22 protein-coding genes and 2 pseudogenes are annotated in these 23,910 nt (G+C 62.6%); 7 read left to right on the top strand and 17 right to left on the bottom strand.

From position 1 onward, the window contains the following. Positions 1 to 38: 38 nt before the first annotated feature. The 3 genes and pseudogenes from RM96_RS12125 to RM96_RS12115 form a co-directional block, all read left to right on the top strand. Positions 39 to 419: pseudogene (locus RM96_RS12125) on the top strand (amino acid synthesis family protein); the annotation flags it as partial. Between the two features lie 193 nt (positions 420 to 612). After that, positions 613 to 1,380, top strand: a complete 768-nt coding sequence (locus RM96_RS12120) for an MATE family efflux transporter (RefSeq protein ID WP_082016524.1) — start codon at positions 613 to 615, stop codon at positions 1,378 to 1,380. 145 nt (positions 1,381 to 1,525) lie between these two features. After that, positions 1,526 to 1,735 (top strand): hypothetical protein, encoded by a 210-nt coding sequence (locus tag RM96_RS12115; protein ID WP_039010770.1) that lies wholly within the window; start codon positions 1,526 to 1,528, stop codon positions 1,733 to 1,735. 157 nt (positions 1,736 to 1,892) lie between these two features. On the opposite strand, the pseudogene RM96_RS12110 reads toward RM96_RS12115, so the two are convergent. The 4 genes and pseudogenes from RM96_RS12110 to RM96_RS12095 all read right to left on the bottom strand — a co-directional run. Next, a pseudogene (locus RM96_RS12110) lies at positions 1,893 to 2,129 on the bottom strand (alpha/beta hydrolase); the annotation flags it as partial. Between the two features lie 32 nt (positions 2,130 to 2,161). Beyond that, complete coding sequence (locus RM96_RS12105; RefSeq protein ID WP_052279472.1) at positions 2,162 to 3,451, bottom strand: DUF3734 domain-containing protein; 1,290 nt, start codon at positions 3,449 to 3,451, stop codon at positions 2,162 to 2,164. A 16-nt stretch (positions 3,452 to 3,467) separates the two neighbouring features. Further along, positions 3,468 to 4,250 (bottom strand): 3-hydroxybutyrate dehydrogenase, encoded by a 783-nt coding sequence (locus tag RM96_RS12100; protein WP_039010767.1) that lies wholly within the window; start codon positions 4,248 to 4,250, stop codon positions 3,468 to 3,470. Between the two features lie 17 nt (positions 4,251 to 4,267). Then, entirely contained in the window at positions 4,268 to 5,047 is a 780-nt protein-coding gene (locus tag RM96_RS12095) for an acetoacetate decarboxylase (protein WP_039010765.1), read from the bottom strand. Positions 5,048 to 5,640: 593 nt separating this feature from the next. Here RM96_RS12095 and RM96_RS12090 point away from each other — a divergent pair. Continuing rightward, a complete protein-coding gene (locus RM96_RS12090) occupies positions 5,641 to 6,651 on the top strand; it encodes a LacI family DNA-binding transcriptional regulator (RefSeq protein ID WP_039010764.1) in 1,011 nt (336 codons plus the stop codon). On the opposite strand, the gene RM96_RS12085 is transcribed toward RM96_RS12090, so the two are convergent. The 7 genes from RM96_RS12085 to RM96_RS12055 form a co-directional block, all read right to left on the bottom strand. Continuing rightward, entirely contained in the window at positions 6,648 to 7,529 is an 882-nt protein-coding gene (locus RM96_RS12085; protein WP_193752438.1) for an ABC transporter substrate-binding protein, read from the bottom strand. The two genes, RM96_RS12090 and RM96_RS12085, sit on opposite strands and share 4 nt — an antisense overlap. Positions 7,530 to 7,652: 123 nt before the next feature. After that, positions 7,653 to 8,741: a porin gene (locus RM96_RS12080; protein WP_039010763.1), complete on the bottom strand. Its 1,089-nt coding sequence runs from the start codon at positions 8,739 to 8,741 to the stop codon at positions 7,653 to 7,655. Between the two features lie 202 nt (positions 8,742 to 8,943). Continuing rightward, positions 8,944 to 10,320 (bottom strand): MFS transporter, encoded by a 1,377-nt coding sequence (locus RM96_RS12075; protein ID WP_039010762.1) that lies wholly within the window; start codon positions 10,318 to 10,320, stop codon positions 8,944 to 8,946. A 222-nt stretch (positions 10,321 to 10,542) separates the two neighbouring features. Then, entirely contained in the window at positions 10,543 to 10,863 is a 321-nt protein-coding gene (locus tag RM96_RS36285) for a DoxX family protein (protein WP_152624094.1), read from the bottom strand. Positions 10,864 to 10,894: 31 nt separating this feature from the next. Beyond that, complete coding sequence (locus RM96_RS12065) at positions 10,895 to 12,340, bottom strand: amidohydrolase family protein (protein ID WP_039010761.1); 1,446 nt, start codon at positions 12,338 to 12,340, stop codon at positions 10,895 to 10,897. Positions 12,341 to 12,441: 101 nt separating this feature from the next. After that, the gene (locus RM96_RS12060; protein ID WP_039010760.1) at positions 12,442 to 13,950 is read right to left on the bottom strand and encodes an aldehyde dehydrogenase family protein; all 1,509 of its coding nucleotides are present in this window, start codon (positions 13,948 to 13,950) and stop codon (positions 12,442 to 12,444) included. A 249-nt stretch (positions 13,951 to 14,199) separates the two neighbouring features. Further along, entirely contained in the window at positions 14,200 to 14,898 is a 699-nt protein-coding gene (locus RM96_RS12055; RefSeq protein ID WP_193752437.1) for a TetR/AcrR family transcriptional regulator, read from the bottom strand. 73 nt (positions 14,899 to 14,971) lie between these two features. Here RM96_RS12055 and RM96_RS12050 point away from each other — a divergent pair, with 73 nt between their 5' ends. After that, complete coding sequence (locus RM96_RS12050) at positions 14,972 to 17,128, top strand: alpha/beta hydrolase fold domain-containing protein (RefSeq protein ID WP_039010759.1); 2,157 nt, start codon at positions 14,972 to 14,974, stop codon at positions 17,126 to 17,128. A 178-nt stretch (positions 17,129 to 17,306) separates the two neighbouring features. Here the strand turns inward: RM96_RS12050 and RM96_RS12045 are convergent, their stop codons facing one another. Then, a complete protein-coding gene (locus tag RM96_RS12045) occupies positions 17,307 to 18,260 on the bottom strand; it encodes a LysR family transcriptional regulator (protein WP_052279468.1) in 954 nt (317 codons plus the stop codon). 121 nt (positions 18,261 to 18,381) lie between these two features. On the opposite strand from RM96_RS12045, the gene RM96_RS12040 reads away from it, so the two are divergent. After that, complete coding sequence (locus tag RM96_RS12040; RefSeq protein ID WP_039010756.1) at positions 18,382 to 18,831, top strand: DoxX family protein; 450 nt, start codon at positions 18,382 to 18,384, stop codon at positions 18,829 to 18,831. Positions 18,832 to 18,907: 76 nt separating this feature from the next. Beyond that, positions 18,908 to 19,273 carry a nuclear transport factor 2 family protein gene (locus RM96_RS12035; protein ID WP_039010755.1) on the top strand — a complete coding sequence of 122 codons (366 nt, stop codon included), beginning with the start codon at positions 18,908 to 18,910 and terminating at the stop codon, positions 19,271 to 19,273. Between the two features lie 86 nt (positions 19,274 to 19,359). Here the strand turns inward: RM96_RS12035 and RM96_RS12030 are convergent, their stop codons facing one another. The 5 genes from RM96_RS12030 to RM96_RS12010 form a co-directional block, all read right to left on the bottom strand. After that, positions 19,360 to 20,394, bottom strand: a complete 1,035-nt coding sequence (locus RM96_RS12030; protein WP_052279467.1) for a LacI family DNA-binding transcriptional regulator — start codon at positions 20,392 to 20,394, stop codon at positions 19,360 to 19,362. 123 nt (positions 20,395 to 20,517) lie between these two features. Next, positions 20,518 to 21,501: a tripartite tricarboxylate transporter substrate binding protein gene (locus tag RM96_RS12025; RefSeq protein ID WP_039010752.1), complete on the bottom strand. Its 984-nt coding sequence runs from the start codon at positions 21,499 to 21,501 to the stop codon at positions 20,518 to 20,520. A gap of 162 nt (positions 21,502 to 21,663) precedes the next feature. Next, on the bottom strand, positions 21,664 to 22,005 hold the full coding sequence (locus tag RM96_RS12020) for a cupin domain-containing protein (protein ID WP_039010750.1): 342 nt from the start codon (positions 22,003 to 22,005) through the stop codon (positions 21,664 to 21,666). Next, the gene (locus RM96_RS12015; protein ID WP_039010748.1) at positions 22,002 to 22,979 is read right to left on the bottom strand and encodes a quinone oxidoreductase family protein; all 978 of its coding nucleotides are present in this window, start codon (positions 22,977 to 22,979) and stop codon (positions 22,002 to 22,004) included. The genes RM96_RS12020 and RM96_RS12015 overlap by 4 nt, the downstream gene beginning before the upstream one ends. Before the next feature lie 41 nt (positions 22,980 to 23,020). Next, positions 23,021 to 23,905 (bottom strand): 3-keto-5-aminohexanoate cleavage protein, encoded by an 885-nt coding sequence (locus RM96_RS12010; protein ID WP_039010746.1) that lies wholly within the window; start codon positions 23,903 to 23,905, stop codon positions 23,021 to 23,023. Positions 23,906 to 23,910 lie beyond the last annotated feature (5 nt).

Raw genomic sequence — 23,910 nt, 5'->3', positions numbered from 1 at the left:
GCTTGCTTGAGGATGATGGCTAATTCTTTGCCTAAATCTTCATGGCAGAATTGCGTTCCCTGGGAACGCTCCTGGCCGAAGAACTGGTGGAAACGCTGGGCCGTGACAATGTGGAGGTCTTCAGCAAAGCGGCCATCGTGGGCGTGGATGGTGAACTTGAACACGGTGCGGTCTGGCATGAGGCAGGTGGCTGGGCCATGCGCGCCGTATTGGGCGAACCCAAGGCGATGGTCCCCGCGGCCAAGGCCGTGGCGGCGACCGGATACCGCATCATGGTGCCGCTGCACTATATGCATGCCGCCTATGTACGCAGTCATTTCACGAGCATGGAGGTTGGCATGCAAGACGCTCCGCGTCCCAAGGAGATTCTTTGCGTAGCCCGCCCAAGCGTTCGTGGATTCTGCCACCCGTACCCATGAGTAACGAGAACAGAAATAGCGGGCAAAGATATCCGCACCACTACCCGCGGCGAAAGGCACGACGATGCGCAGCGGCTTGTTGGGGAATGTCGCAACTAATGCAATTGCACTCTTCTGAAACTGCCCGTCGACGCTTTGTGATCGCGCTATCCGCCGTAGCGCTGGCACTTTGCGGATTGGCTTCACAAAAGACATGGGCCGACACCGCATGGGTGTGGCGGGCGCCGGCGTCGCCCAGGTGCTGTGCAATATCGCCGCGCTGGGCGTGGTGGTCGCCTACATGCGTTCGCCCTCGTCGACGCTGCGCCTGCGCCGCCATCCGCTGCAGCGCAAGCATTTCAGTGCGATCCTCGGCGTCGGCTTGCTGTCGGCGATCAACGCCGTCATGGAGGCCATGTCAGTCACCGCGCTGACCGCTGCGGCCGGTGCCGTGAGCGTCGCCGCCATCGCCGGCTACGGCATTGCCTCCCGCCTCGACATGCTGCTGGTGCCGGTGATGTTCGGGTTCGGAACCGCCGCGATCACGCTGGTGGGCACGAACCTCGGTGCAGGCAACGTGGTGCGTGCCCGGCGCGTCGCGATCGTGAACGTGCTGTTCGTTGCCGGCGTGGTTGGCCTGGTCGGACTGCTCGTCTCGCTCTTCCCGCAACTCTGGATGGGCCTGTTTACCAGCGATAGCGCCGTGATGGCGGTCGGCGCGCAATACCTGCACGTGGTAGCGCCCTTCTATGCGGTGATTGGCGTGATTTTCGAACTCTACTTTGCAGGCCAGGGGGCACGACGCATCCTCTGGCCGATGGCCGCAAGCGTGGTGCGCTGCGTATTTGCGCTGGCTGCCATGGCGCTGGTCCTGCAAGGCTACGCGAGCTTGCATACTGCTTTCGTACTGGTGGCCGTCAGCATTGCCGTGGCAGCAGCCATCAGTCTGGCTGGATTTCTGCGGATCCGCTGGGACCGTTAGACACCAGGGCAACGGCCAGCCCGCTCAACTGGCCGCGCATACCCGAGGACGTCGACCGGCGCCCGCACCTATTCGTGCAGCCGGCTGGCCAACTGCTCATGAATCTTGAGTTTGGCAAGTTTTCCACTCAAACAGGGAATTCCAGATGATTCGCACACGCATGCTAATCCCGGCGATTGCAGCCGCCGCTTTCGCCGCTGCCGCCAGCCTTCCCTTGGTCACGGTCAATGACTACGCGGGCCGGCTACCTGTCGGCACAGTTCAGCCGAACGGCAATGCCCGCAGCGAAATTGCGGGCGACCCGCTGGACAACGCGCGCGAAGCCGGCGGCACACTCTACGGGTATCGCGTCTGAGGGCGAGTCTGGAGACTGGTCATTCGTGACCATAGAACAGCCCGGTCCGCCCAGGAGTCGTCGCTGCGCAAGCTCGACAGCCCAGCCATCGGATGAACGCCCCATGCCATCGCGCCGTACTCAAGGAACGCCTCGCTGCCGCATCACCCGGGGGCAACTAGTAGCTGGTGATCTCGACCACTGCATCCGCAAAGGCCCTGGGCGCTTCCTGCGGCAGATTGTGGCCGATTACGCCTTTGATCGTCCGGTGCACGTATTTGCCGGAGAACTTCGTCGCATACGTTTCCGGCTCGGGATGAGGCGCACCATTCGCGTCACCTTCCAGGGTAATCGTCGGCACGGTGATGACCGGCGCCGCAGCGAGATGCTTTTCCAGGCCGTCGTATTGCGGCTCGCAGACATTCAGTTCCGCGGCCCCGACCGGGGTTACCTGGCGCCGACGCTCAGATCGTCTTCCTGGTCGACGGGGAAACTCTCGATCGTCGTGAGCCTTGCGGGGTCGACCACATCATTGAACGCATCGGCCGTCGGCGCTGCCTGGCGATGTATGTCGTGTGTCACGAAGCCGATGTCCCGGCTGGGAATGGCAAGCCAGTCAGGATTGCCGAGCGAGCGGCGGATGTCCTCCAGGCCGCCCTCCCAATGCTCGCCCAGCGTGTCGGTGCTGAACTCGTAGTCCTTGTAGTGTCCCTCGAAGGCCTTGTTCTTGTAGATCAGGTGGACCACATTGACCGCACGGCCACCCGCGACTTCCTGCGCCTTGCGCATGAGTGGGTGGCTCTGGCGCACTTCCTCGGGAACGTGTTCCAGTAGCTGCTTGATGAGACAGGCATGCTGCTGCTCTGCCTCGAGAAAGGTGGTAATCGCCCGGGTCCGGCTCGAGTACTGGATATCCTTGGTCCGCTCCGAGATATCAAGGAAGTTGCCCGGCAGCCTGCCACGCGAGCTCCACAGATCCACCTGGAATATCAGTGTGTCCTTGTGCTGGGATTCCCTGACAATTTCGGTGAGCGGGGTGTTGGAGACGAGGCCGCCGTCCCAATAGTATTCGCCATCGATTTCCACCGCGGGGAAACCGGGTGGTAGCGCGCCCGATGCCATGAAGTGCTCCGGCTTCAGGCGCATCTTCGTATTGTCGAAATAGATCAGGTTCCCCGTGCGGACATTGACTGCCCCCACGGACACCCGAATATCGCCGTCGTTGATGCGATCGAAATCGGCGTACTTGAGCAGCGTGGCGCGCAGGGCGGCCGTATCGTAAAAGCTTACCTGGCTTGGATCCTTAGGTGACAGCCCGGCGGCATGCAAGGGCGAGCGCGGTGCAAAGAACCCTTTCTGGCCTTCTGTCAGCGCGCGGCTGGCGGCCCACATGCTCGACCACTTGCGCGCTACGTCCTTGAAACCCAACGTCGCCGGCCACCAGGCGCCCACGTGACCGATCAGGTCCGCAGGCTGGCAAATGGTGTTCCAGAAACCGCGCAATGCTTCTGCGCCGTCTGCAGGCGCGTTGCCTGCGATGATGGCCGTGTTCAGTGCACCGATCGAAATTCCCGAGATCCAGGTAGGCCTGATGCCGGCTTCCGCCAGACCTTCATAAACGCCTGCCTGGTAGGAGCCGAGCGCGCCGCCTCCCTGAAGGACCAATCCGATTTCGTCATAGGGGGGCAACTCCAGGTGATGGTCGCGATTGATCCTGCTGGTTCCGCTGCGGCGCACGTCTGACTCCTTGTATTTATTGCATGAACCAGCCGTGGCTCACTACGACCGACTGTCCGGTCAACGCCGCCGATTCGAATCCGGCCAGGAACGCAACCGTCCGGGCCACGTCTGCGACGGTCGTGAATTCGCCGTCCACGGTTTCCTTCAGCATCACGTTCTTGACCACATCCGCTTCCGAAATGCCGAGGGCCTTGGCCTGCTCCGGAATCTGCTTGTCGACCAGCGGCGTGCGGACAAAGCCCGGACATACCACGTTGGCACGCACGCCGCGCGAGCCGCCTTCCTTGGCGACGACACGGGCAAGGCCGAGCAGCCCGTGCTTGGCTGTCACATAGGCCGACTTCAGCTTCGATGCCTCGTGCGAGTGAACCGAACCCATGTAAATGATGGAACCGCCCTTGCCTGCCGCATACATATGCCGGATGGCGGCTTTCGTTGTCAGGAAGGCGCCGTCCAGGTGAATGGCCAGCATCTTCTTCCAGTCCGAGAATTCGTAGTCTTCAATCGGATTGACAATCTGGATGCCGGCATTCGACACCAGCACATCGATGCTGCCGAGCTTGCTGACCGCTTCTTCGATGCCGGCGTTGACCGCCGCTTCGCTCGTCACGTCCATCGACACGGCAATCGCCTTGCCGCCCTCGGCGACGATCGCATCCGCGACTTTCTGCGCATTCTGCAGATTCAGGTCGGCGATGACGACGGCGGCGCCATCCTGAGCCAGCTGGCGTGCGCATTGTTCACCAATACCACTTGCTGCGCCGGTTACGAGCGCGACTTTTCCTTGCAATGACATGATTGCTCCTTGTGGGCTTACTGGTTGACGACAAGCCTCGGGGCCTGTGCAGGCGCGAGGTAATCAAAGGCGACTTCGCCGATATCGAGGGTGAGATTGGCAATGACATGCCTCGCGCCCACGATCTTCCTGACCGGCAGCTCGGCAACGGGCGCCAGCGCGTGCGGATGGAGTTCCAGCGCGGCGGGTCCTTCCCAGGCGCCGAGCACGGACACATCCTGCAGATAGAAGCGGACCAGCTCGCAGATCCGCGGCGAGCCATCGACGTGCGGGATGACCTTCAGCAGGTAGTTCGGCGTATCCGCCAGCTTGCGGCGTTCGGCCTCGATATCGAGCGGGCGGAATTTATAGCCCATCGTGCCGGTCGCGATCCGCTGCGTCCCATAGTCGAGGGTGCCGAGCAACGTATCGTTGCCATCAATGGCCAGGCGCGGCGAGGCGAGCTTCTTCGGAAACCCCCAGATTTCACGGCCGCCGGCGATCGGTCCTTCATCATCCAGATACATCGCATGCGTGTAGTTGCCCTTCCGGCCCGATTCATCAATGACGGAGATCACCTGGCCGCTCTCGGTGTAGTCACCGAATCCGGATGAATCCGGCATGCGGATGAACTCGTAGTGGACCAGGGCCGAATCGACCGTCAGGGGCTCGGGAACGACAGCTCGCAGGGCATCCAGGTCGGTTTCGTAGGTAATGATGAAGTATTCGCGATTGAGGAAGCGGAAAGGCGGACGCGGATACGAGGGGCTGTGCAGCGGCATTGCGAACGCGTTCTTGCGAATGTCATCTATCTTCACGGCAGAGGTCCTGTGAGTTGTGAAATCAGCACAATTCGACGATTTGAGTGCCTCGGGCAAGACGTAGACCGATTCCTGTGTCAGGAGTTGCTTGCTGGCATGCCTTGCCCGGCTGTGCGTGGCGACATTGCCCTGAGGAATGTGGCGGATTTGTCGCAGCGCAGCATCAGCGGCACTATCCTACGGGTTTTCCCTTGGCAGCAATAGCCGGCAAACCCGAAATAGATTGTTTCGCCTGGAGGACAAAGGTGGTGTGCGCCAGGGAAACACCGAAGGGACAGTCAATTCATCGTGATCTGCAACCGATTGCATCTTGCCAACACCGACCGACGAACCGTATCGATACTGACCGGTGCCCTCCGTCATCTCTGAAGCGCGGCGTGTTTGCGATTTCGGATCGGATTGATACAATCGATTGTCACTACGTCGGGGGACCTATCCGGGCATGCGCACGACGACCATAGCCGCTGCCACGCCCCCGTTTCGGTCGTTTGTCCACGCATCGGATGGCCCGGCCATATTTCAAACTGAACCAGGGCAGGCCTGTCGTGAAGGGAAAAACAGCTCAATCTGCCGGTCAGCGTGCAATCACCATGAAACAGGTCGCCGAACTCGCTGGCGTCCATGTGTCGACGGTTTCGCGCGCATTGAATCCTGCCACGCGTTCTGTTGTCTTGCCCGAAGCCGTGGCGAGAGTCATGAAGGCCGCCAGCAAGCTCGGTTACCGGCTGGATCCGGTAGCGGCAAGTTTGCGGACCGGGCGCTCGAAACTTGTCGGCATTCTGGTTCCCCAGATCGCAACCAGTGTTTTCACCCCGATCCTGGCTGGAGCGACCGAACGCCTGGCCGCGCACGGATACTTCGCGATCGTCGCCTACGTAGGTACTGACTGCGAAGCACAACTGGAATTTGCACACGGCCTCATCGCACGGCGAGTCGACGGACTTATCCTCGCCACGGTGACGCGTCACGATCCACTGGTATCGTTTTGCCTCGAGAAGGGCGTGCCCACGGTGCTGGTCAACCGAACGGAAGACGACGCGAGATTGTCGGCTGTCGTGTCTGACGAGATCCTTGGCGCCCAGCTGGCCGTCGACCATCTGGTTGAATTGGGTCATGCAAGGATCGGCCATATTGGCGGTCCTCCGGACTATTCAACGGGGTTTCTCAGGCGCAAAGGCTTCGTGCAGGCACTGGCGTCGCACGGTCTGGATGGCAAGGGTGCGCCTTACGAGGTGGCCCAGGCCTATTCGCGCGAACACGGGAAGGAAGCAACGACCCGGTTGTTGAGCAAACACAAGGACGTGTCAGCGATCGTTGCTGCCAACGATTCGCTTGCGCTCGGCGTGTACGACGCGTTGCACGAACTCGGACTGCAATGCCCCCGCGACTTGTCGGTGGTTGGGCATAACGACATGCCGCTTGTCGACATGGTCGCCCCGCCTCTGACGACCATCCGTATCAGTCATCAGGAGATGGGACGCCAGGTGGCCGATCTTCTTCAGCAGGCCATTGACGTTCGGGATCAACCGGTACGCAACATCGTGCTCCCGCCCAAGCTGATCGTAAGGGGCTCGACCGCTTCTCCTCGCAAGGGCGGCTAGCGCGCCCAGCCGGTCGAGTCCTGTGCCAGCCTGAGATAGTGCCGGTCCACACAATCCCCAAGCGGCCGACTGGTCGGCACCGACGCATGGACGTCACGAATGCGCGAGACCAGCTCCAGACCCGCGTCCGGGATTTCCATATCCCGAATGAGCCCGTATGCCGGGTCCACCAGGTCCTCGAGAACGGCGCGTGCATCCTCGTACATGAGCTGGGCGAACTCAGCGCGCAGAATTTCGACGATCGCTTCGATGTTGTTCGCATCGAAGATCCAGTTCAAGGCCTCCCGGTACGCCAGAATGAATCCGACCACTTGTGCCGGGTTGTGCGATGCCCAGGACTGCATGACCGCGCCCACCGTTCCCAGGTAGTCTGCAAACAGGGACTTGCCACTCACCAGTACGTGACATCCCTGGCGTTCCGCCAGGCGCTCGAAGGGTGAGCGCACCAGTGTGCCATCGTGCTTGCCGGCAATCAGCGCGCGATACCGGTTTCCCGTGCCGCCCGCCGCATCAAATGCCACATCCGCCACCGCGATACGGTTCGCGATCAGGATTTCACGCAGCACGAAAGCAAAGCCGGTGGTCAGCGCGTCGACCGAAAGCGTCTTGCCTCGCAGCTGTGAAACAGAGGTGATCTCTGGCTGCGACATCAGCGACAGGAAGCCATGATCGCCTCCCATGAATGCCACCAGGTCCGGGGCGCTGCCGCTTGCCGTCTCACCCTGCCCGCTCCGGTACGCGAGGACATTGTCCACGCTGGTCAACGCGATCTGCGCCGTGCCGGAAGTCAGGCGATTGACCATGTCGACCGATCCCTTGACGTACTCGAGGCCGACGTCCAGCTCGTGCTTTTCGAAGAACCGCTGCTGCTGAGCCACCCAGATCGGAAGGTTGAAGGCACCTTCGAAACCGAGGACAGTTAGAACATGCATTTCTTGCTCCGTGAGACATGCTTTACCCGCTCGGGCAAGGTTTCCAGAGCGCGTAAAGAAGCAAACGCGTCAGAAGGTGTGTTTCACGCCCACCATCGTGCCGAACTGGTTGCCTCCCGGCTTCGGCGCGGCACTGGTTGTGTCTCCACTGCTGACCGACAACGCGAGATTGCCACGATTATCGATAAAGCCGGCCGTCACGTACACCGCGGTGCGCTTGGAGAATGAGTAGGTTCCGCGGATCGCCTCGAGCCATGCCTTGTTGGGACTGTTATTGAAGTGCAGGTAATACACCTCTCCGGCCAGATTGAAGGCCGGCGTGATGTCGTAGGAGACACCACCGTAGTAAAGCTGGCTATGTGGAGTCGCACTGCCTTCGTTATTGCGAAGCGTACCGCCGACACCGAGCTTCACGCTCGACAGCTGCATGTAGCCGCCAAAGATCCAGCGATCGTCCTTCTTGCTGCTACTGGTCAGGCCGCCGGCGGCACCTGCGCCGCCGCGCATCGACTCGTAGGCCGTGGATACCCCCCACCAGTTCGTGTCATATGCCAGCATCGCCGACCAGTCGCGGCAAGCGGACTTGTCGGCAGGATTTTCGCCGGCGCAGTTGGCCCCGGCGGGCACGTTGACTGAGTCACGGCCAAGGCTATAGGTGCCGCCGATCGTCACGCCCCCGAACTTCCCTTTGTAGCCGATAGCGTTGTCAGCACGCGGATTGGCGCGAAAGCTATCCAGCGCGTTTCCGCCATACACGTTGGAAGTCAGGATATCGGAGTCAAGGGTCGACCAGAACTGCATCGTAAATTGCCGACCAAAGGTGATCTGCCCCCAGCGATCATCGCTCAGGCCGACGAATGCCTGGCGGCCAAACAGACGGCCACCCTGCCCCGAAGTACCCGAATCGGGTGCGAAGCCGGATTCGAGCACGAAGACACTCTTTAGTCCGCCACCGAGGTCCTCGGTGCCGCGCAGGCCCCAGCGCGACGGTACGGTGGCAGTCAGATTCGGCATGCGCACGACGTCGTGGCCAGCCGCGCCGATACGATTGACGTATTCCACGCCCGTATCCAACACGCCGTACAGCGTGACCGACTGCGCGGCCGCGACGACCGGGACCGCCGCCAGCGCGCCGACCAGCCATTTGCCATTTTGCATTTGATTTCTCCTCCACCAGCTCATTGGCTGCATGGTTCTCCTGCTTCGGTGTATTGAAAGCTCTTTCTACAAAAGATTGCCTGTTGAATGCAATCGTTTGCATCCTGGGGCGGCCCTATCGATCGAACTGCAACAGGCGGGTTGGTCGTGCCCGATCGGGCACCCGACGTGACGTCCTGGAAAGGCGGCGGAAGCGGGGTTCTCAAGCTCCGGACGCCGTCTTGCTGCCTGAAGCTACCTCTCGCGGCGATAGCGGCATGGATTCCTGGCGATGGCGACGACGAAAAATCGCCAGGCAATATACGCTCAGTGCCGCCACCGCAATCGGAATCGCCACGACAGCAAACATGACCGCTGGCGCCCAATGGGCTGCCAGCATTGCACCACCCACCATCGAACCAATAATCGAGCCGACGCGTCCCATGCCCAATGTCCACGCCACGCCGGTCGCTCGCGACACGGTGGGATAAAAGCCCGCGGACAGGATGCTGGTGCCGGTCATCGCGCCACCGGTGCCTATGCCGGTGATAAGCAGCGCGACCACGGCAATTGCCGGCACGCTGGTCAGATGACCGAGCGAAGCGAGGCTGATGGCGGCGCACAGGAACGCTCCTGCCACAACATACTGCGGGTTCATGCGGTCCATCAGGAAGCCCAGCAGCACGGCGCCAAGCGCGTTGCCCGTCAGATAAAGCGCGGTCATCCGCGACGCCTGACTGAACGGAACACCCGTCTCCTGCACGAGCATCGTCATCCAGTTGCCCAGGAAGTAGACAACGAGCAATGCCATGAACGCGGTGACCCAGAGCAATAGCGTTCCGCCCCGAAGGCCAGGTCGAAGCAGCAGGGAAACCGGGAAACCCCTGGCGGCCTCCTCGTCGAGCGCGAGCGCCGCTTCTTTCGGAAAGTCCGGATCGATACGTTTGACAATTGAACGGGCTTCTTCCTGGCGGCCTTTCGCGACGAGATAACGCACGGATTCCGGCAACCACCACCACAGGATGAGGGCAACGAGCATGGGCAATGCACCGCCGAGGACCAGCATGGACTGCCAGCCAGAGGTGCTGATCATATGCGGCGCAATCAGGCCACCCAGAACGCCGCCCGCCGAGATGCCACAGCCCAATGGCGCCACGAGCGTCGCTCGAAGACGGTCGGGGCAATACTCGACGGCCAGTGTGTAGGCGTTGGGCATCGCGCCTCCGAGTCCCAACCCGGTGAGGAATCGAAGGACAATCAGAATCTCGAGCGAAGGCGCCCACGCCGAGACCAGGCTCAGAATCCCGAACAACACGACGGTGATCATCAGCACCGTCTTTCTTCCGAAGCGGTCGGCCAGGGGCCCGAACAGGAATGACCCGACAGCCAGACCAAAGAAGCCGGCGCCAAACAAGGGGGCGAGTTGCGCCGGACTTGCGCCAAAGTGGGACTTAAGTGAGGGGCCAATGAATCCGAGAACGACAGTGTCGTATCCGTCGGTCACCAGGACGAGGAAACACAGAATTAGTGTCCGGATCTGAAACCGCGACATCGGTCGCTCGTTGATCATTGTTCTGACGTTCATGGGGCGGGAAAGCATCGTATATTCCTGTCGCAGCGGCGTGTTTCAGGCAGCAATGTATCTACCGGGGAGCCGATGAATGATATGACTGCAATCGATTGTATTGGATAATGAGGGTTAGCCACCGTCAGCGCCGCCATGACAGGGACGCCAGAGACTCTACCCTTCGGTTACCTGGAAAAGGACCTGGTCATGCGCCGCCATGACGACCCGGGGAGGTCGCCATGGCATTCGACGCCGTCAAGCATGGGGCTGCCGGAGAATGGCCGCCAGAAGCAGGAACAATACGAAGGGATATTGCATTCGCATCCATTCCTTCGATCTGGTGAACGACACCAGGATTCCCAGCGTGACGACCAGCAGCATCAGAGCCCCCAGCCATTGCGTTCCGGCGATGCACAACAGAATCGCCCCACCGAGTTCGACGGCTGAGACGGTCACCCTGAGCCAGTCGGGGTAGCCCCACTTTGCAAACTCGGCGCGGATCACCTGCGGACCTGCGAGGTTGACGATGGCTGCCGAGAGAAAAGCGAAGGCGATGATGAGATTCACGTATGCCATGGCACTGAAATGGTTGAAATGACGAACCCGGTCAAGCCGGGGCACGCGGAACGGAAAGCGGGGGACACTTCTCTTTCCACGTCACCTCCAGCCTGGATGCAAGTCCGGCCTTCGAAATGATCTCTGCCGCGAGCTTTTCAACGTTGCCGAGGACTTGCTTGCGCTCCCTGAACTTGGTGAACTCCCCTTCGCGGAACACGATATCGCCGTTGACCATGACATATTTCGCATCCGTTCCCTTGCCGGCGCCGAGGAAAGCGGACAGCGGTCGTTGCAGTGACCCGACATGAGGGCCTCGCATGTCGAAGACCGCGATATCGGCCAGCTTTCCTGCCTCAAGCGAACCCAGTTCGTCGGCAACGCCGAGAACGTGGGCGCCATTGATGGTCGCCATTTCCAGTGCCCGCTCGAACGGCATGCGTGTCGGATCCAGATGGCGTTGGTGTTGAAACAGCACGCATGCCTTGACTTGCTCGAGCATGTCGTTGGTGTAGTCGACCATGGCGCCGTCGGTGCCGAGCGCCGTCGGCACGCCCGTGCGCAGGGCATTTGCCGCGGGGGCGATACCGCCACCGCGCATGGCTTCGCTGGTGGGCGTGTACACCAGGCCGGCACCAACGCGCGCCATCTGTTCAAGATCCAGCTCAGTGCAGTGGATGCCATGGATCAGCATCCATTGTTCATCCAGGACGCCGAGCTGCATGAGATACCGCACGTCCGTGCGGCCGGTCTCGCGGAGGTGCCTCAGGAACCCTCTTTCCGTGGAGAACGTACCCGCTGCGATGTGGCTGCTGATGCGAACATTGAGCTTGCGCGCCAGTTCCGTACCCCGGATGATCAGTGCTTCCGTGCTCATGCCGGATGAAGTCCAATGCGCGTTGGCTTCGATGACCATTCCCATGCGGATCAGGCCATCCTGTTTTCCGTCCCAGCGACGGATATCCTCTTCGGCGGCTGCCAGTGACTCGTCCAGGGAAAGCGGATGGTCAAGGAAGCGGCTGTTGCGGCAGCGCAGCTCTTTGCCGAAGAATTGACGGATACCCACTTCGGCCTGAGACTCGACGCTCGATTTCACGATCGCTTCGTCGCTGACCGACACGGAGTGGTTGAACGAGGTCGTCGTACCGGTTGCGAGCATCTCGAGGGCGCATTGATAGCCACTGAGCCGCATCGCGTCGTTCGACAGATGCCGGACGAGAGGAAAGACCAGGTTGTCGATCCAGTCCTCGAGCAGCATGCCGTCCGCGATGCCCTTGAACATCGAATACCACGGATGCTGATGCAGATTGATCAGGCCGGGAATGACCAGGCAGCCGCTGGCGTCGATGGTTTCGTCAAAACCATCGGTCGGGGTATCTTCATGCGCATAGACGCCGGTGATGCGCTTGCCTTCGACCGCGACGGCGCCGCGCTCGAACACGTCGCGCGCTCCGTTGACGGTGACGACATAACCGTTCTTGATGAGGGTCTTCTTCATTGTGTGGGTTCCTTGGTGGATTGACCTGAACACCGGAGTCGTCTTGGTCTCCATGGACGACACCGGCATTCCGTACTGGCAGTACTCCGATGGCCTACTGCCTAGTCTTTCGGCGGCCAAGTCGGGATCGGCGTCTTTCCGGATGGGAAGCGGACATTCTTCGAGCGTACGAATTCCTTGAGCGTTTCGGTCGCGTTTTCACGACCGAACCCGCTGCCTTTGACACCGCCGAACGGCGAGCCGAGGAAAGCCCTGCGCATGTAGTTGTTCACGAAGATCATCCCGGCTTCGAGGCGAGGGGCGAGCTTCCACGCACGATTCTCGTCTGTCGTGACAATCGCCGCGGTCAGCCCATAGGCCGTGCCATTTGCGATCTCGACGGCTTCATCCTCGGTCTTGAAACGCATCAGGCAGGCTACCGGCCCGAAGATCTCTTCCTGGGCAACCGTCATCGTCGGCACGACATCGCCAAGTACGGTGGGCGGAACCCAGTAGCCGTGCTCGTATTGCGTGTCGGTCGGCAACGTGCCTTGCGTCACCAGCCGTGCGCCTTCGCGCAGGGCAATGTCGATGTATCCCATCACGCGGTCGCGCTGCCTGCCGTCGACCATCGGACCGATATCCGTTTTCGGATCCAGGCCGTTACCGACAACAAGCTTCTCTGTGGCGCGGGCAAATCTGGTTTCGAACTCGGCGTACCGGGATTCATGTACGAGAATGCGTGCGGTCGACGTGCACGCTTCGCCCTGGTTATAGAACATGCCTTCCAGGGCGACGTTCAGGGCCACCTCCATGTCCGCATCTTCCAGAATGAGCAGAGCATTCTTGCCGCCAAGCTCCATGGTTGCGTAAGTGATGTTCTCCGCCGCGCTCTGCAGCACGCGGCGGCCGGTCGCGGTTGCACCCGTGAAGCTGATGCGTTCAACCTTGGGATGCGATGCCAGGGCGGGGCCCGCCTTGATGCCGGGAACGACGTTCAGAACGCCCGGGGGAAGAATCTGATTGGCCAGTTCGACCAGTCGCAGGACGGTGAGCGGCGCCTGTTCACCCGGTTTGACGATGACGGTATTGCCGGCGGCCAGTGCCGGCGCGGACTTCTTCGCAAAGTGAATCGGCGGCCAGTTGAACGGCAGGATGGCCGCGACCACGCCATACGGCTCAAACAGTACACGCGCCTCGATCGCACCCTGGTCAAGGATTTCGCCATGGAGCGTATCGGCCAGGCCTGCGAAGTAGTCGAAACAGGCGTGACAGTAAGAGACATCAAAGCGGAGTGCATCGCGCTTCGGTTTCCCGACTTCGCGCGCCTCGAGTTCGGCGAGTTCGTCGGCATGCTCGCGAATCTTCGCCGCAACCTGATGCAGCAACTGCGCGCGCTCGCGAGGGGATCTCTGGCGCCAGTCATTCTCGTACGCTTGCCGCGAATCCGCGACCACGCGGCCTACGAGCGCTTCGTCTGCGGACACCACGCGGCCCATTGGCTTCGCCGTCGCGGCTTCCTCGACAATGAAAAACTCCTGGTCACTGCCCGCCTCGGCGACCCGGCCACCAAGGATTGCCCCCCAGTACGGGCGGTTCAGGTTCGATCGGTCTTGCGTTGCTTCGGCCATGTGGCGCTCTCCTTGCAATCGATTGCAGAAATGAACGAATGGAAATGTATTAGCGATCACTCGTCATCCCGCACAACTTCTATGTTGTTCGGGTGGTGATGGCGCTTCGGGATTTAATTTAATGCAATCGATTGCAGAAGGCAAGGCGAACTCGCAAGTTCGACCACGGTAACGACAATCTAACTTCCGCTGACGTCGCCTCCGGAGGAGGACCGGGCACTTGCGGTCCGCGCGTGCATGGCGCCAGCCCTACTTCGGCGTGTACGTCTGCGCGCTGCCATCAGGTGACGCCGCAAGCAGCTCGAGCGTCGACGCGGAAGGCGTCACCTCCAACGTGGCCTGCAGCGTGTCCAGCACACTGGATATGCTAAAAGCCGGCTCCCAGAACCGATTGGCAACCTGCGAGTCCACCGCGGCTTCCCACGCCGCCCAGACTGCACTGCCATAGATGCCAACCAGCGTGAGGCGCTGGTGCAGGATCGCTGGAGGAATATGGGGCAGCAACTCCCCAAGGTGCGCCAGGCAGCGCCGGTAACCCTTGTTCCACGTGTCGCCCACCGCTTCCCTCAGCAGCTCGCGATCCGTCAGCTGCACACTCGCGATCATGCGGATGTAGGTGTACTGCCCTGTCTGCTGGCCAAGTTCGAGCAGCGGGTACGCCAGCGCCTCGAGCAAACCTCGCATCGACAGCGTTTGTGCCGCCTCCATCTGGTCAAGCATCGCCTGGCGCCGGGCATCGATGAGCCGCGCGCCGTCGAGCACCAGCTCCTTGAGCAGGTCGCGCCTGGATCCGAAGTGGTAGTGCAACGCGGCATTGTTCCGCTGGCCCGCGGCCGACACGATCTCCTGCACTGTCACGCCTTCAACGCCGCGCAGCGCAAACAGCCGCTGTGCCGCCTGTTTGAGCCGAGCCCGCGTCTCCAAACCGTCAGCCCGCAGGGTTTTCACTGATGTCATCTCTAGTTAAGCGAATTATATTAATTAAGACGGAACACTTACTTATGGCAAGGAGCGTAGCGACATGCGAGTGATCATTGTAGGGGCGGGCATCGGAGGACTATGTGCGGCGCTGGCGCTGCGGCACCACGGCATCGACGCGGTGGTTCTGGAGCAAGCCGAAAAACTGACAGAGGTTGGCGCCGGCATACAGGTAGCAAGCAATGGGGCACTGGTGTTGCGTGAACTGGGCATCGAGGCAGACCTTGCTGCCGTTGCCACGCAGCCTGATGGCTTTGACTACCGCGACCTGGTCCCCGGCCGCCGACTGTATTTTGCGCCACTTGGCCCCGAAGCGGCCAGGCGCTATGGCGCGCCGATGTACAACGTTCATCGCGCCGACCTGATCGATATCCTCGCACGTGGGCTGCCTGCGAGCGCTATCCGGCTCGGTGCCAAGGTCACCTGGATCGGCCAGGACGCCGACCGGGCGTGGGTGGATCTTGTCGGCGGGGAGCGGCTCGAGGCCGACGTGGTGGTGGGTGCCGATGGCATTCACTCGGCCGTGCGTGCAGCGCTCCGGGGGCCGGAAAAGACGCAGTTCGCCAACATTCTGATGTGGCGCGCGCTGATCCCTGCCCACAAGCTTGCCGGCCTGCCGCTTCCCGTGCGAGGCAACAACTGGTTCGGTCCGGGACGCACCGTGATCTCGTATTGGGTGCGACCGGACCTGTACAGCATTCTCGCGTCCGTACCGGCAGGAGAAGTGCATCGCGAAAGCTGGAGCACCAGCGGCGACGTCGAGGAACTGCGACGCTCATTCCAGGGCGCCGAGCCGACGGTCACCGCATTGCTCGATCAGGTGGAGACCGGCTTCATCACGGGCATGTATTACCGGGATCCGATCGAAACGTGGGGCACCGGCCGCATCACACTGCTGGGCGACGCGGCTCACGCCATGGTGCCGTTCCTGGCGCAGGGCGCATGCCAGTCCATCGAGGACGCCTGGACCCTGGCGGTCACCCTGGCAAGGGAGAGCAACGCGAGTGTTGCCGAACGACTGCTCGAGTACGAGCGCCGCCGGCAACCACGCACCACCCGCGTGCAGGCCGGTGCCCGCGCCATTGTGAAAATGGTGCACGAATCCGACCCTGAGCGGGTGCGCGTACGGAATGGTCGCTGGAAAGGGATGGCTCGCATCGATCCGCTTGCCGAGTCCTCCTGGTCCTTTGTATGGGGACACGACGAACGCCTGGCAGCCCGGCAACCTCCCGACGAAGTGGTGGGCATTGCCAATGCCAGAGAAGGCAAGCGCATGCAGCGGCCCGAGAGCCAGCGCGCCTTCGACATCTGGAAAAATACCTTCGCCCCAGAAGACGTGGCCCGCGGCCACGATGGCATGCGCGAGGCTTACGACCGTATGCTGCTGAACCACTTCCCGGTGCCGCGCGACGTGTCCATCGAGCAAGTCGAACTCCACGGCGTGCAGGCTCTCAGAGTCGACGCCGCTGAAGCTTCAGCGGACAACCCCGTCGTGCTGCATTTTCATGGCGGCGCCTACGTGCTCGGCTCGGCGCGCAGTTCGCTGGAGTATGCGCATCGCCTTTCCGCGGCCGTTGGCGGCGCCTGCTACACGGTCGATTACCGGCTTGCCCCTGAGCACCCCTACCCTGCCGCTGTCGACGATGCCCTGGACGCCTATCGTGGTCTCCTCGCTACCGGAATGCCTTCCCGACAGATCCTCCTCAGTGGCGAATCGTCTGGCGGTGGACTGGCCCTGGCCCTGGCCCTCGCGATCCGCAGCGCTGGCTTGCCAGCGCCTGCCGGAATCCTTGCGGTCTGTCCTTTTGCCGACCTGACTTTGAGCGATCCGACGGTCCGGGCCCGCTCCGGAGAGGACCCGGCAGCGCACCGGGACTCGCTGAGCCTGCTTGGCGCGTCCTATTTCCAGGGTCACGAGCCAACCGATCCGCTCGTATCCCCGCTATATGGGGACCTTGGTGGTCTGCCGCCGGTCTTCCTTGCCGCCACAGAGGGCGAGGTACTCCAAAGCGATACCATGCGGTTGGCTGACAAGGCGCGGGCCAGTGGGGTAGACACGACCCTGCGCGTAATCGAGGATTCGGTGCATGTCTTCACGCTGTTCCCGTTCTTGCCCGAGACCGGGCGGACATTGGCCGAGTTTGCCGATTGGAGTCGCGAGCGCGTCGGCCGCTCGGCACAGTTTGTAGCCATGGCGTAAACGCCCGACTCCTTCGACAGTCAAGTCCAGCGCAACTGGCCTGCGAAGACGCGCGCCCCCGGAGAGAAATGTCCCTGGACGCGCGTCTTGACTTCCATACTCAGGCCTTATCGCCAGGCTGACGCATCATTCAGAGCGGCCAATGTGGTGCGGGCAGTTCCAAATTTCACGTTGGGAATCACCCTCTGCGAGGGCCAGAAGATTTCCAGTCCAGCAGCGTCTCTGCGCTCCACTCCGCCGCGGTGAGTCTGGAGATGAAAAAATCGGCCAACGCACTGACCTTTGCGGGCCGTGCGCGGGCAGTGGGCGTGACGAAGTGCAAACCACCTTCAGGCAGGCGCCAATCGGTCAAAACCGGCTCGAGCTGCCGGTCCCGGAAATACTGCGTCGCGACAAACTCGGGAAGCTCGGTGAGGGCAAGCCCGGCGAGGACCGTGGGCAGTAGTGCCTCCACGCTGGTTCCTCGCAACGCTCCGCTCGGCCTGACGGTGCATTCCTCGCCACTGTCATGGGTAAAGCGCCAGACGTCGCGCTGACTCCTGTGGGTGTAGGAAAGACACTGGTGGGCGCCAAGATCACGCGGGTGCCGAGGACGGCCATGGCGAGACAGATAGGCGGGAGATGCCACGATAAAGCGACGCACGGGTGCAATGAGACGTGCGACAAGTGACGAGTCTTCCATGATGGCGATGCGCAGGGCGGCGTCAAAGCCATCGCCGATCAGATCGGTATGTGCGTCCGTGAGATGAAGATCGACGGAAATGTCCGGATAGGTCTGAAAGAACTCGGGCAACAACGGAGCCACCCAGCGAGCGCCGAAGGAGAGCGGCGCCGCGAGCTTTACCAGGCCGCGCGGCCGGCTTGAGGTCTCACGTGCAAAATCCTCTGCCTCCTCGGCCTCCGCGTAGATTCTCGCCGCTCGCTCGGCAAGCGTGTGGCCATAGTCAGTGAGCGCAAGCCGTCGGGAGGTACGGTTGAACAGCCGGCCTCCGAGCCGTTCTTCAAGGCGGGTAACGGCCCGGGAAACTGTGGCGACCGAGACACCCATGGTGGATGCCGCCGCGGCGAACGAACCTTCCTCGGCGACCTTCGCGAACATCGCGAGCCCTTCGAAATCCGGCAGCCTCGACATCGACATTCCTGCAACAATGGTTTGCATTCATTTCTATTTCGAAAAATAGCACACCGTCATAAATTTGTCTGGTCGCACCACACCAACGTCGTGACAGGCGATCCACCCAAAGGACATTCCCATGAGCAACCAGACCTATGCAAAAGCCGGGATCACCCCCTCGGCAACTTCCGGCGCTGTCACCAGCGCTGTCACCACCATTGTCCCGGCCTTGGGCCGCGCGATGATCAGCACCATCTTCATCCTTTCCGGGCTTTCGAAGCTCGCCGCACCGGCAACGATGATCGGCTACATCCAGTCAGTCGGATTGCCGTTTCCGACGGTAGCGCTCGGTATCGCCACGCTTGTCGAGGTTGTCGGCGGGATCGCACTTCTGCTCGGCTACCGCACTCGAATCGTCGCGGGTGTTCTCTTCCTGTTCACGCTTGCGACCGCCGTGTTCTTTCACAACCATTTCGGCGACCAGAATCAGTTCATCCATTTCTTCAAGAACATCGCGATGGCTGGCGGTCTGCTGCACGTGATGGCATTCGGCGGCGGTCGTATAAGCCTCGATGGCCGCCGGTCCTGACACCTCGGCTGGAGTGGCACAGCCCTCCAGCCGGGGCGGCCACAAAGGTCCCCAGTCATTGATCAAGGAGTGTGTTATGCATGACCGTACCCACCAACTGCTGTATCGCAACCTCCAGGAGGTCTTCGGTGAAGGCGATGCAACGCGTCGCCGCGCGGCAATCGAGGAGCTCTATACCGAGGACTGCGTGCTCTACGTGCCTCCGGGTATATTGGTTGGGCACGACGCTCTCGACAAATTCGCAGGCGATCTTCGCGCGACGCACCCGCACTTCGCCTACACGCCGCACGGCGAGCCTCAGACTCTCCACAACGCCGGCCGTCTGGCCTGGGCTTCCGGCCCGCGCGGCGAAGCGCCCGAGTATACGGGCCTGGATGTGATCATCGTCCGTGGCGAGAAGATCGCAGCGCTCTATGTCTTCCTCGACTCCGATCCCGCATAACCGGCCTCCCGCATGGCAGGATCGGCGGCCACCGTCATGAGCGCACGAGACCGTCGATAGGTGGCAAGGATGCCCAGGGCCCGGCCTCACGGGCTCGAGCGCGGCGCCGCCGTGGAACCCCGCACGATCAGCTGCGGCGTCAGCTGCACCGTGACGGCATCGGAGGCAGGCTTGTCGATCTTCCTGAGCAGAAGCCGGGCTGCCTCCTCGCCCATTTCGTGTACGGCAATCCGCACGGTGGTCAGCGGCGGCGTCAGCGCGTCGGCGAAAGGCATGTCGTTGTGGCCCACCACCGAGACGTCGTCGGGGCAGCGCACCCCGCGCTCGCGCATGAAGTCGTAGCAACCCATCGCCACCAGGTCGTTGCCGGCGGCGATCGCCGTCATCTGCGGGAACGCCGCGAAGAGCTGTTCGCAAGCCAGCCTGCCAGCTTCGCGCGAATAGCTGGCCGCCTCTATCACCTGCCATTCACCGCGCCGCAGGCGGTGGCGCTTTACCGCCTGGGTGAAACCCTCGCGCCGCAGGAAGCCGGTGGACAGCGAGGCCGGTCCGGCGATATGTCCGATGCAGCGGTGGCCCAGCTCCACCAGGTGGTCGACCGTCAGGCGCATCGCCAGCAGGTTGTCACTCACCACGCAGGAAACCCGTCCGGTTTCTTCGCCCCGGTTGACCGTGACCACGGGGATATTCTGCTTGAGGCAGTAGTCGAGGACCGGGTCCTCCCGCTCCGCGGTGGCGAGCACCAGCCCTTCCACCTGGCGCCCGATCATCTGGTCGATGATAAAGCGCTGGCGGCTCTTGTCAGTACCGGCGTTGACCACGATCGGCACGTAGCCCTGCTGCGCCAGCACGGATTCAATCCCGGCCAGGATGGGTGGGAACACCGGGTTGGCGATATCCGGCAGCACGACGCCCACCAGGCCGGAGCGCTGGGTGCGCAGCCCGGCCGCGATGCGGTTGGGGCGGAAGCCGCGCGCCTCTGCCAGTTGCAGGATGCGTGCCGCCACCTCGTCCGCAACGAGATGCCGCGTGGCCGGGTTCATCACTCGCGAGACGGTCGAGTAATGAACGTCGATCTCGGCAGCCAGGTCTTTCAGGGTAAGGCGCTTGCGCTCGGGCATGGCGGCGGTTGGCGGGGCGGCAGCCCGGAGGGTTGGAATAGTCGGCATTCTAAGCCAGCGTTGCTCCGCCTTTTCCCGTCCTGTCCTGCACTGCCACCGCCCGTGTCCCGGCTACTGGCCGCCCTACTGGCCACCCTTCACGCCGGATTGCCGGACCACCGGGGCAAGCTTGCCGATCTCTGCCTGGATATAGGCGGCGAATTCCTGCGGCGACGAGCGCTTCGGTTCCGCACCCTGCGCCGCCAGTCGCTCGCGGACATCGGGCGCGGCCAGTGCCTTGCCGATCTCTGCGTTGAGCGCATCGACGATGGGCTTGGGCGTGCCCGCCGGCGCCAGCACGCCGAACCAGGAATCGAAGGCGTAGCCAGGCAAGCCGGACTCCGCCACCGTGGGAATGTCCGGCAGCGTGCTGGCGCGCTTTGCCGTGGTGACCGCCAGCGCCCGCAGCTTGCCCTGCCTGACGAACGGCATCGCCGAGACGGTGGGCGCGAACATCATGTCGCCGCGGCCGGCCATGACGTCGGTGAGCGCCTCACCCGTGCCCTTGTATGGGATATGGACGATGTCGATGCCGGCCTGCATCTTGAAAAGCTCGCCGCTGAGGTGCGTGGAGCTGCCTGATCCCGCCGAGTCGAAGTTCAGCGCGCCCGGGGTGGCCTTGGCAGCCGCGACCACGTCCCGCACCGACTTGTACTTGCTGGCGGCATTGACCACCAACACATTGGGCACCGTTGCCACCAGCGAGACCGGCGCGAAATCCTTGACCGTGTCATAAGAGAGCTTGGGGTACAGCGTGGCATTGATCGCATGGCCGACCGAAACCAGGATCAGCGTATAGCCGTCCGGCGCCGCCTTGGCCACGCCAGTGGCACCCAGGGTGCCGCCGGCTCCGGGCCGGTTGTCCACGATCACCTGGTACGTACCACCCTCGCCCATTTTGCTGCCAATGATGCGCGCCAGGATGTCGGTGGCGCTGCCTGCCGAGAACGGCACCACCAGCCGGATCGGCTTGCTTGGGTATTGCGGTTGCGCGTTGGCGGCGGGCGCCGCCGCCAGCAGCAACGATGACGCCAGGGCCAGCACGGTGCCTTGAATGGATCGGATCATCTGTGTCTCCTTACTACGTAATACGAGTACGCAAGTACGCGAGGACGAGCGCAGCCACGGGCACCGCGCGTCGCCGATGAGTGATGTGTCTTCTCGTGGACGGGCCGCAGGACCGCCTGCGGGCACACTAAGCAAACGTTTGCAAAAAGCCGTAGAAAAAAGTTACGCCTTCGAATACGGCATGGCCAACAGCAGCAGCGCCGGCCGGTTGTGCGGGTTCGACACCTGCCGCGCCTCGCCGGGTGCAAGCCGTACCGAATCGAACTGGCCCAGCATCACGGATTCATCGGGCGTGCTGATGCAGACTTCGCCTTCCAGCACCACATAGTGCTTTTCCACCGGTGAGGCATCCATCGTCGTATGGCCCCCCGGCAGCAGCACCGAGACGCCCATCCACAACGCTTCGGACGGTCCCGCTTCATGCCCTTGCAGGCGCAGGCAGTGCATGCCTTCATGATTGGCCGGAAAGTAGGCCGGCGCCTGTGCGAACCGGGTCGTGTTCATGGCTTGAGCACCACGCGTTCGGTCGCGCCTTGAAGGACCGCCCGGTAAGCCTCCTTGGCATTGGCAAGCGAATAGGTGTAGTCGGAAAGGACCGGGAACGGCCGCAGCGCGCCCGAGGCAAACATCGGTGCGAGCTGGTCAAGGATGCCCGCGCAGGCGTTGCTGTCCAGCGCCAGGGTGTCGACGCCTACATAGGTGTGCTGGCCACGGTAGAAGGCGAAAATATCGAACGGCACCGGCTTCTCGATGGTCGAGATGAAGATCTGCGCCGCGCCAATCGCCATGGCCTGGTTGGCTTGTTCGAAGTATGGGCTCCCCACCGTGTTGTAGACGATGTCCGCGCCGTGTCCGTCGGTCTCTTCGCGCACCACCGCGGCGATGGATTCCCTGCTGGCATCGATCATGCGCACATCGCCGCTGGCATGGCCGCGATAGGCTTCCGCGGAGCGCTCCACCGCAAACACGCGCGCGCCGAGCGCCGTGGCGATCTGGATCGTTGCCTGCCCCACCTTGCCGTTGCCGCCGCACACCAGCACGGTGCTGCCGGCCTGCGGCATGCCCGCGCGGCGCAGCCCTTCATAAGCGGTGATGAACGGCACACCCACGGCGCCGGCTTCCAGCAGCGACACCGACGCCGGCTTGGCGCGCACCGCGCTGGCCTGGATGCGCAGGTACTTGCCATGCGTGCCATCGCGGCGGATGCCGAGCTCGCCGCCGCTGCCCCAGACCTGCTGGCCCAGCAGGCCGGAGGGTCCATCGACGACGACGCCGGCATAGTCGCGGCCCGGCGTACGCGGCCAGACCGCATGCGGCATCAGGCCGAGCGTTGCCTTCACGTCGCTCGGGTTCACGCCGGCACTGGCCACTTCGATGATGACCTGACCCTCCGCCGCTTCCGGGCGTGGCGCGCCGAGCAGTTCAAGCTGCAGGGCGTCGATATTGGGGGCTTTCTCGCTGACTCGAATGGTGTTCATAGTGGTTCCTTACTGAAATCTTTCGTTCTGTATGGCCGGGATCAGGCCTCGCGCAGGCCGAGCGTGCGCCGGGCGTCGGCCGACGAGGCAATCTCGCCGCCGAGCGACCTGACGATGTCGCGCGCCTTGGCGACCAGCGCCGCATTGCTTGGTGCCAGCACGCCCTTCTCCAGATAGATGTTGTCTTCCATGCCGACGCGCACATGTCCGCCCGCGAGCCATGCCTGGGCGACGATGGGGAATTCCGCGCGGCCGATGCCGAATGCCGACCAGTGGGCGCCGGCGGGCAGCATGTTGCGCGCGTAGAAGATGGTTTCCGGCGTCGGCGCAAAGCCGTACTTCACGCCCAGCACAAAGGTCCACAGTCCGGGGCCGTCCAGCACGCCTTCGCGGATGAAGTCGAGCGCCATGTTGAGGTCGCCGGAATCGAAGATCTCCAGTTCGGGCATGACGCCGGCCGCGCGGATCACGCCGGCCATCTTGCGCACGTTGGCGGGCGTGTTGATGACCACGTCGCCGCCGGAGTTCATCGTGTTCAGGTCGAGCGAGCAGACGTCGGGACGCAGCGCCGCGATGTGTTCGACGCGCTTCGCTGGATGCAGCAGCGTGGTGCCCGGCGCGGCCACGCGCGGCTCGTCCTCGCTCGGCACGAAGCGGCCGCCGGGCCCGGTGGTGAGGTTGATGATCAGCGAGCGGTTTTGCTTGCGGATGCGATCGATGACATCGGCGTAGTAGTCGAGCGACATCGACGGGCGGCCCGTTTCAGGATCGCGCACATGGATATGTGCGGCGGCCGCGCCGGCCTCGGCGGCTTCGAGTGCCGCGTCGGCGATCTGGGCCGGCGTGACCGGCAAGCCGGGATGCTGTTCGGGCGTGACGATATTGCCGGTCACCGCGCAGGTGATGATGGTCTTGCGTGCGTGCATGAGGG

The organism is Cupriavidus sp. IDO, from assembly GCF_000812465.1.
Lineage (GTDB): Bacteria > Pseudomonadota > Gammaproteobacteria > Burkholderiales > Burkholderiaceae > Cupriavidus.
This window is presented reverse-complemented; position numbering and strand designations above follow the sequence as displayed.

Bases quoted from the DNA above. Each gene is read 5' to 3' on its own strand.
- RM96_RS12010 (WP_039010746.1), bottom strand. From the start codon at position 23,905: ATGCACGCACGCAAGACCATCATCACCTGCGCGGTGACCGGCAATATC.
- RM96_RS12075 (WP_039010762.1), bottom strand. From the start codon at position 10,320: ATGCTTTCCCGCCCCATGAACGTCAGAACAATGATCAACGAGCGACCG.
- RM96_RS12065 (WP_039010761.1), bottom strand. From the start codon at position 12,340: ATGAAGAAGACCCTCATCAAGAACGGTTATGTCGTCACCGTCAACGGA.
- RM96_RS12040 (WP_039010756.1), top strand. From the start codon at position 18,382: ATGAGCAACCAGACCTATGCAAAAGCCGGGATCACCCCCTCGGCAACT.
- RM96_RS12045 (WP_052279468.1), bottom strand. From the start codon at position 18,260: ATGTCGAGGCTGCCGGATTTCGAAGGGCTCGCGATGTTCGCGAAGGTC.
- RM96_RS12090 (WP_039010764.1), top strand. From the start codon at position 5,641: ATGAAACAGGTCGCCGAACTCGCTGGCGTCCATGTGTCGACGGTTTCG.
- RM96_RS12035 (WP_039010755.1), top strand. From the start codon at position 18,908: ATGCATGACCGTACCCACCAACTGCTGTATCGCAACCTCCAGGAGGTC.
- RM96_RS12015 (WP_039010748.1), bottom strand. From the start codon at position 22,979: ATGAACACCATTCGAGTCAGCGAGAAAGCCCCCAATATCGACGCCCTG.
- RM96_RS12100 (WP_039010767.1), bottom strand. From the start codon at position 4,250: ATGTCATTGCAAGGAAAAGTCGCGCTCGTAACCGGCGCAGCAAGTGGT.
- RM96_RS12120 (WP_082016524.1), top strand. From the start codon at position 613: ATGGGCCGACACCGCATGGGTGTGGCGGGCGCCGGCGTCGCCCAGGTG.
- RM96_RS12030 (WP_052279467.1), bottom strand. From the start codon at position 20,394: ATGCCCGAGCGCAAGCGCCTTACCCTGAAAGACCTGGCTGCCGAGATC.
- RM96_RS12025 (WP_039010752.1), bottom strand. From the start codon at position 21,501: ATGATCCGATCCATTCAAGGCACCGTGCTGGCCCTGGCGTCATCGTTG.
- RM96_RS12060 (WP_039010760.1), bottom strand. From the start codon at position 13,950: ATGGCCGAAGCAACGCAAGACCGATCGAACCTGAACCGCCCGTACTGG.
- RM96_RS12050 (WP_039010759.1), top strand. From the start codon at position 14,972: ATGCGAGTGATCATTGTAGGGGCGGGCATCGGAGGACTATGTGCGGCG.
- RM96_RS36285 (WP_152624094.1), bottom strand. From the start codon at position 10,863: ATGGCATACGTGAATCTCATCATCGCCTTCGCTTTTCTCTCGGCAGCC.
- RM96_RS12020 (WP_039010750.1), bottom strand. From the start codon at position 22,005: ATGAACACGACCCGGTTCGCACAGGCGCCGGCCTACTTTCCGGCCAAT.
- RM96_RS12115 (WP_039010770.1), top strand. From the start codon at position 1,526: ATGATTCGCACACGCATGCTAATCCCGGCGATTGCAGCCGCCGCTTTC.
- RM96_RS12080 (WP_039010763.1), bottom strand. From the start codon at position 8,741: ATGCAAAATGGCAAATGGCTGGTCGGCGCGCTGGCGGCGGTCCCGGTC.